Annotated in this window: 12 protein-coding genes; 7 read left to right on the top strand and 5 right to left on the bottom strand. The window is 65.9% G+C overall.

What is annotated here, in order from left to right; translation table 11 throughout:
• Nucleotides 1-27 precede the first annotated feature (27 nt).
• Nucleotides 28-1155, top strand: coding sequence for a 4-hydroxyphenylpyruvate dioxygenase family protein (locus VL15_RS07535; protein WP_048244505.1), 1128 nt, complete (start codon nucleotides 28-30; stop codon nucleotides 1153-1155).
• A 27-nt stretch (nucleotides 1156-1182) separates the two neighbouring features.
• Here the strand turns inward: VL15_RS07535 and VL15_RS07530 are convergent, their stop codons facing one another.
• The 3 genes from VL15_RS07530 to VL15_RS07520 form a co-directional block, all read right to left on the bottom strand.
• Entirely contained in the window at nucleotides 1183-2418 is a 1236-nt protein-coding gene (locus VL15_RS07530) for an NADH:flavin oxidoreductase (RefSeq protein WP_048244503.1), read from the bottom strand.
• 256 nt (nucleotides 2419-2674) lie between these two features.
• The gene (gene ribBA / locus VL15_RS07525; protein ID WP_048244501.1) at nucleotides 2675-3799 is read right to left on the bottom strand and encodes a bifunctional 3,4-dihydroxy-2-butanone-4-phosphate synthase/GTP cyclohydrolase II; all 1125 of its coding nucleotides are present in this window, start codon (nucleotides 3797-3799) and stop codon (nucleotides 2675-2677) included.
• Complete coding sequence (locus VL15_RS07520) at nucleotides 3796-4734, bottom strand: alpha/beta hydrolase (RefSeq protein WP_048244499.1); 939 nt, start codon at nucleotides 4732-4734, stop codon at nucleotides 3796-3798. Before VL15_RS07520 ends, ribBA begins: the two co-directional genes overlap by 4 nt.
• 282 nt (nucleotides 4735-5016) lie before the next feature.
• Between VL15_RS07520 and VL15_RS07515 the strand changes: the two genes are divergently transcribed.
• On the top strand, nucleotides 5017-6207 hold the full coding sequence (locus tag VL15_RS07515; RefSeq protein WP_048244497.1) for a helix-turn-helix transcriptional regulator: 1191 nt from the start codon (nucleotides 5017-5019) through the stop codon (nucleotides 6205-6207).
• Nucleotides 6208-6414: 207 nt separating this feature from the next.
• Here VL15_RS07515 and VL15_RS07510 read toward each other — a convergent pair whose 3' ends face one another.
• Complete coding sequence (locus VL15_RS07510) at nucleotides 6415-7080, bottom strand: cation diffusion facilitator family transporter (protein ID WP_048244495.1); 666 nt, start codon at nucleotides 7078-7080, stop codon at nucleotides 6415-6417.
• Between the two features lie 365 nt (nucleotides 7081-7445).
• Nucleotides 7446-7895 (bottom strand): ester cyclase, encoded by a 450-nt coding sequence (locus VL15_RS07505; protein ID WP_048244493.1) that lies wholly within the window; start codon nucleotides 7893-7895, stop codon nucleotides 7446-7448.
• A gap of 233 nt (nucleotides 7896-8128) precedes the next feature.
• Here VL15_RS07505 and VL15_RS07500 point away from each other — a divergent pair, with 233 nt between their 5' ends.
• The 5 genes from VL15_RS07500 (at nucleotide 8129) to VL15_RS07485 (ending at nucleotide 11392) form a co-directional block, all read left to right on the top strand.
• Nucleotides 8129-8746: a hypothetical protein gene (locus VL15_RS07500; RefSeq protein WP_155420144.1), complete on the top strand. Its 618-nt coding sequence runs from the start codon at nucleotides 8129-8131 to the stop codon at nucleotides 8744-8746.
• 177 nt (nucleotides 8747-8923) lie between these two features.
• Nucleotides 8924-9631, top strand: coding sequence for a 2OG-Fe(II) oxygenase (locus VL15_RS07495; RefSeq protein ID WP_048244489.1), 708 nt, complete (start codon nucleotides 8924-8926; stop codon nucleotides 9629-9631).
• Between the two features lie 20 nt (nucleotides 9632-9651).
• Nucleotides 9652-9957: an Ada metal-binding domain-containing protein gene (locus tag VL15_RS39705; protein WP_080970752.1), complete on the top strand. Its 306-nt coding sequence runs from the start codon at nucleotides 9652-9654 to the stop codon at nucleotides 9955-9957.
• Nucleotides 9954-10727, top strand: coding sequence for a 2OG-Fe(II) oxygenase (locus VL15_RS07490; protein WP_048244487.1), 774 nt, complete (start codon nucleotides 9954-9956; stop codon nucleotides 10725-10727). Before VL15_RS39705 ends, VL15_RS07490 begins: the two co-directional genes overlap by 4 nt.
• A 113-nt stretch (nucleotides 10728-10840) precedes the next feature.
• The gene (locus VL15_RS07485) at nucleotides 10841-11392 is read left to right on the top strand and encodes a methylated-DNA--[protein]-cysteine S-methyltransferase (protein WP_048244486.1); all 552 of its coding nucleotides are present in this window, start codon (nucleotides 10841-10843) and stop codon (nucleotides 11390-11392) included.
• The last annotated feature ends 579 nt before the right edge of the window (nucleotides 11393-11971 follow it).

The following is an 11971-nucleotide window of genomic DNA, read 5'->3' as shown; positions in this document are numbered from 1 at the left end:
ACGGACCGCATGCCCCCGGAGACTGGAATGCCCGGCAATTCCCACCCCCTGTCCAGCGATACGCCGCCCGTCGCCGACCCGGCCGCCAATCCGCTCGGGATGGCCGGCCTCGAATTCGTCGAATTCGCGGCGCCTGTGCCGGAAGCGCTCGCGCAACGCTTCGAGCAGTTCGGGTTCAAGGCGATCGCGCGGCATGTCAGCAAGAACGTCACGCTGTACCGGCAAGGGCAAATGCATTTCCTGATCAACGCCGAGCCCGAGTCGTTCGCCGCGCGCTACGCGGAGGAGTACGGGATGGGCGTCTGCGCGATCGGACTGCGCGTGGCCAGCGCACGGCGCGCGTTCGAGCGTGCGATCGAGCTCGGCGCGTGGGCATTCGAGGGCGAGCGGGTCGGCGTCGGCGAGCTGAAGATCCCGGCGATCCAGGGTATCGGCGATTCGCATCTCTATTTCGTCGATCGCTGGCGCGGGAAGGACGGCCAGCGCGGCGGCGTCGGCGACATCTCGATCTTCGACATCGATTTCCGACCGATCGACATCGCGACCGCGCATACCGATCTCGACTGCGTCGGTGTCGGCCTGCAGCAGGTCGACCATTTCACGCAAACCGTCGGCGCGGGGCGCATGCGGGAGTGGCTGGATTTCTACCACGATCTGCTGCACTTTCGCGAGATCCATGAAATCGACGCGCACTGGCATGTGTCGGAGGACTCGCGCGTGATGGTGTCGCCGTGCGGCGCGGTGCGGATTCCGGTCTACGAGGAAGGCACGCGGCGCACCGAGCTGATGCACGCGTATCTGCCCGACCATCCGGGCGAGGGCGTGCAGCACGTCGCGCTGGCCACCGACGACATCCTGTCCTGCGTCGATGCGCTGCGCGCGAACGGCGTCGAATTCATCGAGCCGCCCGCACGCTATTACGACGACGTCGATGCGCGGCTGCCGGGGCACGGCGTCGATCTCGACGCACTGCGCCGCCGGGCGGTGCTGGTCGACGGCGAGATCGGCAACGACGGCGTGCCGCGCCTGTTCTTCCAGACCTTCGTCAAGCGCCGGCCCGGCGAGATCTTCTTCGAGATCGTGCAGCGCAAGGGGCACCACGGGTTCGGGGAAGGGAACCTCGCGGCGCTCGCCCGGGCGCGCGACGCGGGCTGAGCGCCGAGCCGCGTCACTCGTCGGACCTCACGCGCCGGCTGCCGGCACCCGGTTCGGCGCGGGGTCGTTCGGTTCGCGCAATACGCACGCCGTGCCGCCCGGTGTGTACATCGACACGACACAGCGGTTGCACGACGTACAGCCCGACTGCGCGAGCCGGCCGTCACGCAGGCCGTTGACGAAACCCGGCTCGAACACGAGCGCCCGTGCGAGCGCGACCGCATCGAACCCTTCGCGCATCGCGAGCTCGACGTTCCCGCGCGAACGCACGCCGCCGAGGTAGGCGAGCGGCATCCGGACGGCCGCACGCACCTTCTTCGAATGTTCGAGGAAATACATCTCGCGAAACGCACCCATCTTCGGTTCGGTGAGCTTCTGCAGTGCCATCGCGGCACGCACGATCGCATTGTCGGCGTTTGCACGCGCGTCGCCGGGCAGCGGACTGCCGAACAGTTGCCACACCGACTCGACGTTCATCCCGCCGCTCAGCACGAGCAGGTGCGCACCTTCGGCTTCGAGCCGCCGTGCGATCTCGCACGCGTCGTCGGCCGTTCCGCCGCCGCGCACGCCTTCGGTCACACCGATCTTGCAGACCACGGCGAGATCGCGGCCGACCGCGTCGAGCACGCGGCGCAGCACCTCGACCGGGAACGCCGCGCGCCGTGCCGCGTCGCCGCCGTACGTATCGCGGCGGCGGTTATACAGCGGGGACAGGAACTGGCTGAGCAGATAACCGTGGCCCATGTGGATCTCGACCGCATCGAAACCGGCATCGCGTGCATGCCGCGCCGCCTGAGCGAATTCGTCGGCGACCGCCGACATCTGGTCGTGCGTCATCGCCCGCTTCAGGAAGCGGCCGCTCATCACGCCGACCTTGTTGAAGCCGCCCGACGCGCTCAATGGCCGTTTCGTCGACAGCGACGGCAGGAACGTGAAGAAGCCGCCATGCGTGATCTGCGCGGACGCGGCCGCGCCGTGGCGATGGACGGCGTCGGTCAGCGCGCGGAATTGCCGGACCGTCGGCACGTCGAGCCGTGCCTGATCGACGAACGTGCGGCCGTCGTCGCTGATCGCGCAGTACGCGACGGTCGTCAGCGCGGCACCGCCTTCGGCAATGCGCTCGTGAAAACCGACGAGCGCGCGCGACGGCACGCCGTTCGGCGTCATGCCTTCGTTGGTGGCGGATTTGATCAGGCGGTTGCGCAGTGTCAGCGGGCCGATCTGCAGCGGGCTGAACGCGGTCGTGAGGTCAGCTGAATCCATGAGGGCACGGGCGTCGGGAATAGGCACGGCGATCATTGTGCGACGGTGGTGCGGGCGCGCATCGTCCGGGTGGACGAGCCGTGATGGCGGAGGGCGGCGAGCCGCCCTCCGAGCAGACATCAACGATGGCAAGCAGCGGCCAATTACAGGCTTGGGGCTGTATTCCACACAAACAAACGATCGCCTGTAACGCGAAAACCCGATCAACCCACCCGACTACGAGCGCCGCACACGACGCCCGCCCGTCACCCGAGCATCAAGCCGCCCGCAGCGGGTTCGCGTGCGCACCCCGCGCGCTTTCCGGATCGTCGTCCCCGAGCGGAATGAACGCCATGATCTCCAGGTCGTGCCCCGATAGCGCCGGCAGTCGGAACGGACTCGACAGCACGTTCAACCGCCGCACGCCGATGTCGCGCAAGATCTGCGAACCGATCCCCGTCACGCGTCCGTCGCGCCGCGCATGGGCGGCCGGCATCCGCATCGCGTCGCCGCGCATGTCGCAGTCGAGCAGCACCGCGACCCCGCAGCCGGCCGCATCGATCCGCTGCAGCGCGGCGTGCAGCGGCCACGAATGCGCGGACGGCTCCGCGTCGAGCAGGTCGAGCAGCGAATGGCATTCGTGCACGCGCGTCAGCACGGGCGTCGCCGGATCGGGTTCGCCGCGCACGAGCGCGAGATGCGGCGCGCCGTGCACGGTGTCGCGATACTCGATCGCGCGGAACCGTCCCCACGGCGTATGCAGCGGCCGCTCGCCGATGCGTTCGACGAGCGATTCGTGCTCGCGGCGGTAGTGGATCAGGTCGGCGATCGTACCGATCTTCAGCCCGTGATGCGCGGCGAACGCCTTCAGTTCGGGCAGCCGCGCCATCGTGCCGTCGTCGTTCATCACCTCGCAGATCACCGACGCGGGCGTGAGCCCGGCGAGCGCCGCGAGATCACAGCCAGCCTCGGTGTGCCCCGCCCGCACCAGCACGCCGCCCGGGCGCGCGGCGATCGGGAACACGTGGCCGGGCTGCACGAGATCGTCGGGGCGAGCGCCCGCACGGACCGCCGCGCGGATCGTATGCGCGCGATCGGCCGCCGAAATGCCGGTCGTCACGCCTTCGGCCGCCTCGATGCTGACGGTGAACGCGGTGCCGAACGGCGTGCCGTTGTGATCGGCCATCGGCGGCAGCCGCAGTTGCTCGCAGCGCTCGGCGGTCAGCGTCAGGCAGATCAGGCCGCGCCCGAAGCGCGCCATGAAATTGATCGCGTCGGGCGTCACGTGATCGGCCGCGATCACGAGATCGCCTTCGTTCTCGCGATCCTCTTCGTCGACGAGCAGGACCATCCGGCCCGCACGAAGCTCGTCGACGATCTCCAGCGTGCCGGCGAGCGTCATTGCGCCTCCGTCGCGTCGAATGCGCGGCGCAGCGCGTCGGCGCCGAACGTCAGCACGCGGTCGGCCGCATCGACGGCGCCGAGCATGCTCGCGAAACCGTGCAACTGGCCGGGCCAGCGCACGAGCGTCACCGGCGTGCCGGCCTGCGCGAGACGCAGCGCATACGCTTCGGCCTCGTCGCGCAGCGGATCGAATTCGGCGCTGACGATCGTCGCCGGCGCCGCGCCCGCGACGTCCGGCGCGGCGAGCGGGCTCGAGAGCGGCGACGCGCGATCGGCGCCGGCGTCGAAATAATGGTGCTTGAACCAGCGCATCATCTCCGCCGTCAGGAAGTAGCCGTCGCCGAGCGATTCATACGACGGATGCTCGGTCGCGCAATCGACGACCGGATACAGCAGCAACTGATGCGCGATGCCGATGCCCGAGCCGCGTAACTGCAGCGCGGCGACCGCCGCGAGATTGCCGCCGGCGCTGTCGCCGGCCACGGCCACCGCGCCGGGGCGCGCGCCGAGATCGCGCGCACTGGCGGCGGCCCAGCGCACGGCATCGCACGCGTCGTGCGCGGCCGCCGGGAAGCGTGCCTCGGGCGCGAGCCGGTAGTCGACCGACAGCACGAGCGTGCGCGCGCGTGTCGCGAGGCTGCGGCACAGGTTCGCGTGCGAATCGATGCCGCACGACACGAAACCGCCACCGTGGAAGAACACGGTCAGCGGCAACGGCCCATCGGCATCGGGCCGATATAACCGCGCGGACAACTGCCGGCCCGAGGCGGGAATCCGCCAGTCCTCCTCGGCTGCGACGGCATCGCCGGGCGCGAAGGCGCCGCCCGCGGCAAGGCTCGCACGGTAGGCGGGAACGGTGAGCTGGGCGAAATCGATCGCGGGGGCTTGGGCGAACGCGGCGAGCAGCGCCTGCGCCTGGGGGTCGAGCGGCATGGGAACTCCTGTCTGAATCGGATGCGGTCTGAATCAGGTAAACCCGTGTCGCGGTTTTCCCTGAGTCCGGGCCGGACGCTTGCCGGCACGGCCTGACGGGCATTCCAGCGCAGCGGGCAGGGCGCCACATCATCCGATTGGACGATGGTTCGCCCGCCCGGATGGCCAATTCTCACTATTCAGTGAATCCCCCCGATGACGCCGGAATTTAGACGCGTCCTAATCATGGGGGCGAGACCAAATCGCACTGGAAACATGTCGTATGGAGGATGGAGCGTGCTGATGGAGACGAGATGGGCTCCGCAAGAGAGCCAGGCAACAAGTGACGAGGCCGATATCGGCGTCGCCGATTTCAGCGAGCTGATGGCACGCATCTACCAGGGGCCGCTGGAGACGCCGCCGTGGGCCGGTGCGCTCGAACTCGTCCGCCGCTGGCTGCAGGCGAACTACGTGACGCTGATCCTGCGCGCGGCCGCGAGCGACCGCCGCGCGCCGCTGTCCGTGCACGCATCGGAATTCGGCCCGGTCGTCCCGGGCGACGGCCAGGCGGCCTACAACGATTACTACTATTCCCTCGACCCGTTCGTCGGCCTGCCGGCCGATCGCGTGGTGACGGTCGACGACGTGTTCGGCGACACGGGCTGGCTGTCGAGCGAGCTGTACAAGCAATTCCTGAAGCCGCAGGACGTGCGTTATATCCTCGGCGCGGACCTGCGCACGCCGTCGGGCGTCGAGTGCCGGTTCCGCGTGTGCCGCAACCATGCGTCGAAGCAGTTCTCCGCGCGCGACAAGGCGATCTGCGCGCTGCTGCTGCCGCACCTGAAGCGTGCGATCGAACTGCATTCGCGGCTCGATTCGGCCGAGGTCGAACGGTCGATCTATGCGAACGCGATCGACCGGATGCAGGTCGGCACGATCGCGCTCGACGAGAACGGCACGATCATCGACATGAACAGCGTCGCCGACGAGATCCTCAAGCAGAACAACGGTCTGACGATTGCGCGCGGCACGATCGAGGCAACCGACGCGCAGGAGAACCGCACGCTGAAGCGGCTGATCCGCCACGCGGTGATGGGACACCACGGCACGGCCGCGGCGACCGTCGAGGCAATGCCGATCACGCGCAGCTTCGACAAGCCGCGCCTCGGGCTGCTGGTGCGCACGGTGCTGCTGTCCGACTGGTCGGAGGACAACAAGCGGCGGCCGGCCGTCACGCTGTTCCTGCGCGACCCCGACCGCAAGCCGCAGGGCGCGCAGGAAATCATCCGCAAGCTGTTCGACCTGACGCCCGCCGAGACGTCGCTCGCGCTGCTGCTGACGAACGGGCTGACGCTCGAGGAAGCGGCGGACGAATCGGGGATCAGCAAGAACACGGCGCGCACGCACCTGCGTGCGATTTTCTCGAAGACAGGCGTCACGCGCCAGGCGACGCTCGTGCGGATCCTGCTCGGGAGCGTGGTGCCGCTCGGGTAAGCGGCGGGCGATACCGAACCATCGGGGCCGGCCGCATTCGTCCGGCGATTCATCGGTATGGGGCAACGCGTCGCGTGCCGATGACGACATCACGCAAAAGAGGCTCGCACTACGCGAGCCTCTTTGTCATTCTGCCCGGCCGATCACCGATTGCGAGTGTTGGAAGGAGTCACACCTCGGCGCAATGCCCAACGATGCCGCCCGCGTTCACGACCCGCGCGTCGAACGGTTCGCCCACTCCGCCAGCGCCGGCCACTGCGCACAGCCGCGCCGGATGAAACCGGCGCCCGTGCGGATCACGAGTGCGCCGATCGCAAGCGCGGCCACGTCGTCGAGACGGCCGAAACCGACCAGCGCCGCGCTCATGGCGAGCGCCGCCAGCAACGCCGACAACGCATCGGTCCGCACATGCCAGCCGCTCGCCTCGAGCAGCGCGGAACCCGTTTCGCGCGCCTTGTGCAGCATCCAGTACGACAGCGCGGCCTTGCCGGCGAGCGTCACGGCGACGAGCGCGAGCGTCGTCGCGACCGGCTGCACGACGGGCGGCGTATCGAACCGGTTCATCGCGTGCCAGATCATCTGCGCGCCCGTCGCGGCGAGCAACGCGCCGAGGCCGGCGAGCGCGAGCGGTTCGTAGGTCGGGCGCCGCTCCGGCGGCAGGCGCGCGTCGAGCCGGCACGCGACGAGGATCAGCGCATCGGCCGCGAGATCGATCGCCGCGTGCGCGACGTCCGCAAGCAACCCCGACGAATGCGCGGACCACGCCGCGACCGTCTCGACGGCGAGCAGCAGCAGGTTGATCGCGAGGCTGACGGCAAGGGCGCGGGACGTGGCCGCATAAACGTGGGGCGTGGCGCGCGACGTGCGCTGCATGGCGGATTCGTCTGTCGATGGCGTGGGTCAGCCCCGAACGCTACCGGTCGACGGTGGCAGGTAAATGACAAGCGGCGGACGTGGCTCGGACCGGACCCGATTCCGGTGCGCCGTCCTGCAACGCGGCGCACGGCATCCCGGGCGGCGGCGGTAAGCATGTCCGGCATGAGCGCTCAATGGTCACGGCTTTTGCGGCGCTTGCAGCGGCGTTTGCCGAGCGGGCGGGTCGGGACGGAGATGACGGATGGGTCAGCGCGCTCCCGTTACCATTCGCGCATTAAAAAAGCACGAATCGACTTGAGCCGATCCGTGCTCGTGGTTTTGCTACGGCCAATATCCGACCGGTGAACCGACCGTGTCCGCGCTCAGGCTTTCTTGATCAGCTCGAGTTGCGTGAGTGCCGTCACGCCGTCGTCGAGGCCGAGCTCTTCGACGATCAGACCGTCCTTCAGGCGAAGGACCGTGGTCCCGGTGAAGTGCATTCGCCGGCCGGTCGAGGCAGGCAGCGACCCGATCAGGAAGTCGCTGAACGCCGGGCCCGTGTGCGTGCCGCCACCTTCCCACTGACCGACCACGTAGTCGCCTTCGGCGATCAGATCGGTGACGCCCCAGAAGTTGAGATCCGGGAACGCCGCGCGGAAGTCGGTCATGAATGCCTTGATATCCTCACGGCCACGACGTGGCTCATGGAGCGAGTACTTCAGCAGCATGTCCGGCGCCGCAATTTCGTCGACGATGCGGAGGTCGCATTTCTCGCCCCAGAAATTCGTGAACCAGCGACCGACGACTGCCTTGTTATCGTCTTCCTTCGACATGTTCGACTCCTTGGTGATCTCGGTTGATAGAGAGACGGAGTGGCTCCGCTCGGAACGAACGATAGCGATCGAGCATCCGCACTTCTATTCGTTTCTTGTCGTTCCATTCAACGAATCGTCGTCAGCGTTCACGGCATCGATTCGGGAAAATTAGAAAGCAAGAAACGGATCGAATCATTCGTCTCCAACCGATATCGTTCTCGACGAGAAAGCGAATCGCACGTGTAGCGGAAGTGCACACGATCACCCGTTCACAAAGTCAAAGACCGGAAGTGTTGAACATCGATTCTCAATTCGTCACCGAGTGCGAAAAGACTGACAGCGACGTAGAGGCGATCCTGCACGTGCTGCACGCGCAGTCTCAAATTTCGGCGCCGATGGACGAAACGCGATTGGACCGGCTGGTTGCTCGATCGCTGGATCTCGATGAGCACGCTGCGCTGTCGCTGGAGGCGTTGGCCGGCGAAACGCATGTCAGCGCGATGAGAACATCGGCCCACTTCCTCACCGTCCTGAAACAGGCGATCACCGAATTGAGACTGTCGCGGCTGTTCTGTTCCAGCAGCCAGGGGGAATTCCATCGGGGTATCTGCCCGGCCGCCTACGACGAGCGATCCGGGGAACACCATCCGGCAGAAATGGCCGCATGGCGGGCCGGTTTTCGCGCGATGGCCCCGGAGCAACAAATGATGGCAGCGACGATCGTGTGGATGTATCGGTCCGGAGCCGATTCCATTTGGTTACGACGGGTACCGTGCACGTGGCGCGCGAGCGAGGCATTGCGCTACATGCGCGACGCCGGTTGCCTGACGATCTGGATCAGGTTGATCGCACGATTTCCCGGTTGGTGAATCGCATCGCGGTACGCGAGTACTACCGCAAGAAATGGAGTTCGGCTCGGAGCTGTCGCATGTAAATTCGAGGTATTCCTTTCCATACCGACGAGGCGTCGACCGCAAACGCGAGCGCCTGCGATGCGAAGCCAAATCTTGAGCGTGCCGAACTCAAACCCCAACATCACTTCCAAAATGACCGAAACTGCCATCAGCTGCGCCGCGCCGGACTGGATCGACATCGGCGCGCAACTCGATTCCGAGGGATACGCGCTGCTGCCCGGTGCATTTGACCGCGACGAGACCCGTGAACTCGCACGCCAGATCAGCGAGGACGGGGTGGGGCGCCGCGTGTCGCTCGATTCGCTCGCGTTGGGGCGCGGGGAAATCTTGCGCTTCGGTGCGCAACTGCCGGAGCCGCTGGCGTCCTGGCGTGCCGCGCTGTATCGAGATCTTGCACCCATCGCCAATCGCTGGAACGAGATCCTGGGTGTCGAGTATCGATATCCATTGGAATTGAACGCTTTCCTGCGGCGTAACAGCGACGACGGGCAAAGCCAACCCCTGTCTCATCTGAACCGACTCGGTGCCGGCGATCATTTGGCGCTGCATCAGAGCAACGATGGCGAGCACGTCTTTCCGATGCAGGTCGTCGTGCTGCTGAGTGAAGCCGGCAAGGACTTCACGGGTGGAGAATTTGTGCTCACCGAACAGCGGCCGCGAATGCAGTCGCGCCCGATGGTTGTGCCGCTCATGCTGGGAGACGCCGCGATCATCAGCACCGCACAGCGCCCCTTCAAGGGGACCAAGGGCTACTACCGCGTCAATCTCAAGCATGCGATCAGCCGCGTTCGCGGCGGTGAGCGGCTTGGCGTCGAGCTGTCTTTTCACAATGCCCATTGACGGGCTGGAAGACAGCGAACGTGACGCAATCCACGCGATTCAAACTGATCGGCCGAGACGGCAAGCCGTACGACAGCGACGTGCCAGGCACACTCGGCGGGCATCGACGCAACCGCATCTACGGCCGGCTCGATTGCCGGTCCGCGTTGCGGGCAATCGCGCGTGGCGAATACGTCAAACACCGCGTGTTCTTTCAAGACGAAGCGACCGCTGTAGCGGCCGGCTATCGTCCGTGCGCAGTCTGCCTGCCGGAAAAGTACACGGCGTGGAAGGCGGCCACGGCATCGCATTCAAATAAAACACGTACTACGGAGCCGCACTCATGACCAGACAGGCAACGCTGTTGCTCGACGCCGATCCTGTGGATGTCGACGGGGAATCAGCCGACACGTCGGTCGACGCCAAGATCGCAGCGATCGATTGGGCGGCATTTGAGCGAGACCTGACGCACGACGGGTACGCGATACTTCCCAAACTGCTCGCGCCGTCGCTCTGCAGCGAGGTAGCAGGCTACTATCCCCAGGAAGCGCGCTTTCGCAGTCGCATCGTGATGGAGCGATACGCGTTCGGCCGAGGCGAATACAAGTATTTCGCACGACCGCTGCCCGACATCGTCGGTCAACTGCGTGAATCGCTTTATTCACGGCTGGCGCCCATTGCGAACCGCTGGCATGGCTTGATGCGGATCGACGCCCGGTTTCCTGCGACGCTTTCGGAATTCCAGACCGTGTGCCGTAACGCAGGACAGACCCGGCCGACGCCACTGCTTTTGCGCTACCGTGAGAACGACTATTGCTGCCTGCACCAGGATCTGTACGGCGAGTTCGTGTTCCCGTTGCAGGCGATCTTCCTGCTCGACGAGCCCGGGCGGGATTTCGACGGCGGCGAGCTCTTGTTGACCGAAAGCGATCCGAAGAAGCCGGGCCGGGCCGAGGTGGTGCCGCTTCGGCAAGGCGACGCGGTCGTTCTTGCGGTGAACCATCGGCCGGTGAAGTCGTCGCGAGGGTTCTATCGAGCCGCGCTCCGGCATGGCGTGAGCCGATTGCGCCGCGGCGAGCGGCGTACGCTCGGCGTCATTTTCCACGACGCGAAGTAGCATCGGAATGCACGCAGAAGAACACGAATGAGAGCGCAAGAGACGGAGTTCGGCTGCGGCTTCACACAGATAAAGTAGGTGCACCGTAACGTGCTTTCGATCGGGAGCGAATCATGCAGCTTTTTCAGAGTCATCTTGAAACCCCGATGGGTGGCATGTTGCTTGTCACCGATACCCAGGATGCGATTCGCGCACTCGAGTTTGCCAGCCACGCCACGCATCTGCGTCGTGGCCTGCGCGAACACTATGGGGTGACCGAAGTCACGAGCCGCCCGGCGCCGGAAGTGATCGAGCGTGCCATCGACCGATATTTTGCGGGTGAGTTGACCGCTATCAACGCGTTGCCGACCGCAACGGTCGGCACCGATCTGCAGCAGCGCGTGTGGGGCGCTTTGAGGCGCATTCCGCCGGGCACGACGACGACATACGGAAAGCTCGCGAAGGAACTGGGCTTTGAAGACCCCCGCGCCGCGATCGACATTGGGGCAGCCAATGGCGCCAATCCTGTCGCGATCGTGGTGCCGTGCCACCGGGTGATCGCAAGCAACGGCGATCTGAAGGGGTATGCGTGGGGCCTGGACCGGAAGCGCTGGCTACTCGCGCACGAGAAGGTACCGGCATTCTCCGGCCAGGTTCCGCATTCGATGTCGCTCCCGGGGTTCTGAATATTCCCGAATCGCGTACCACGGCGGACATGTAGCCGCCGTGGGCGTGTCTCCAGTCACGTCACTTTCAACTGCCCGTAATCGTCTCGGGCACTTCCGACCTTGCACGCTCTCCCGGATCTCGTCTGGAACGATCCCGCCGCGAGCGACATTGAACGGGGGACGGCTCAGCGGTGATGGATATGCCATTCCGGTTGCCGTCGGTGTTTGGCCGCCGTCCAGCATGCGGAAATGCTGCGCCCGCAGCGATCCAGCGACCCTCGCCGCCGTTCCGTCAGCGCGGATGTGAATGCCGTAGTCGCCAGTTGTCCAGCAGGCGCTGGTTTTCAAACCGCCGATCCACCTCCCAGTCCACATCCAAGATGCGCGGCGTGAAGCCGCCCAGCCTGACCGGGTAACGCTTGGGTCGTGCCGCCGGATCCCTCGCGAGGGGGGGGCGGCTACAAAATCGTGCACACCGACAACCGAGACGTCTGGTTGCAGAATTCTGTAACTCCCCTCCAACGGCATTTAGCGGCTCTGCGGCTAGGCGGTTACAGAATTCTGTAAATCCTCCTACCGAACTGACGAAAGCCGATC

The organism is Burkholderia cepacia (genome assembly GCF_001039005.1).
Lineage (GTDB): Bacteria > Pseudomonadota > Gammaproteobacteria > Burkholderiales > Burkholderiaceae > Burkholderia > Burkholderia theae.
Note: the sequence above shows the minus strand (reverse complement) of the source record. Positions and strands in the feature narration are given on the sequence as shown.

Excerpts from the sequence above, each read along its gene's own strand:
- VL15_RS07535 (WP_048244505.1), top strand. The coding sequence starts at position 28 with ATGCCCGGCAATTCCCACCCCCTGTCCAGCGATACGCCGCCCGTCGCC.
- VL15_RS07530 (WP_048244503.1), bottom strand. The coding sequence starts at position 2,418 with ATGGATTCAGCTGACCTCACGACCGCGTTCAGCCCGCTGCAGATCGGC.
- ribBA (WP_048244501.1), bottom strand. The coding sequence starts at position 3,799 with ATGACGCTCGCCGGCACGCTGGAGATCGTCGACGAGCTTCGTGCGGGC.
- VL15_RS07520 (WP_048244499.1), bottom strand. The coding sequence starts at position 4,734 with ATGCCGCTCGACCCCCAGGCGCAGGCGCTGCTCGCCGCGTTCGCCCAA.
- VL15_RS07515 (WP_048244497.1), top strand. The coding sequence starts at position 5,017 with ATGGAGACGAGATGGGCTCCGCAAGAGAGCCAGGCAACAAGTGACGAG.
- VL15_RS07510 (WP_048244495.1), bottom strand. The coding sequence starts at position 7,080 with ATGCAGCGCACGTCGCGCGCCACGCCCCACGTTTATGCGGCCACGTCC.
- VL15_RS07505 (WP_048244493.1), bottom strand. The coding sequence starts at position 7,895 with ATGTCGAAGGAAGACGATAACAAGGCAGTCGTCGGTCGCTGGTTCACG.
- VL15_RS07495 (WP_048244489.1), top strand. The coding sequence starts at position 8,924 with ATGACCGAAACTGCCATCAGCTGCGCCGCGCCGGACTGGATCGACATC.
- VL15_RS07490 (WP_048244487.1), top strand. The coding sequence starts at position 9,954 with ATGACCAGACAGGCAACGCTGTTGCTCGACGCCGATCCTGTGGATGTC.
- VL15_RS07485 (WP_048244486.1), top strand. The coding sequence starts at position 10,841 with ATGCAGCTTTTTCAGAGTCATCTTGAAACCCCGATGGGTGGCATGTTG.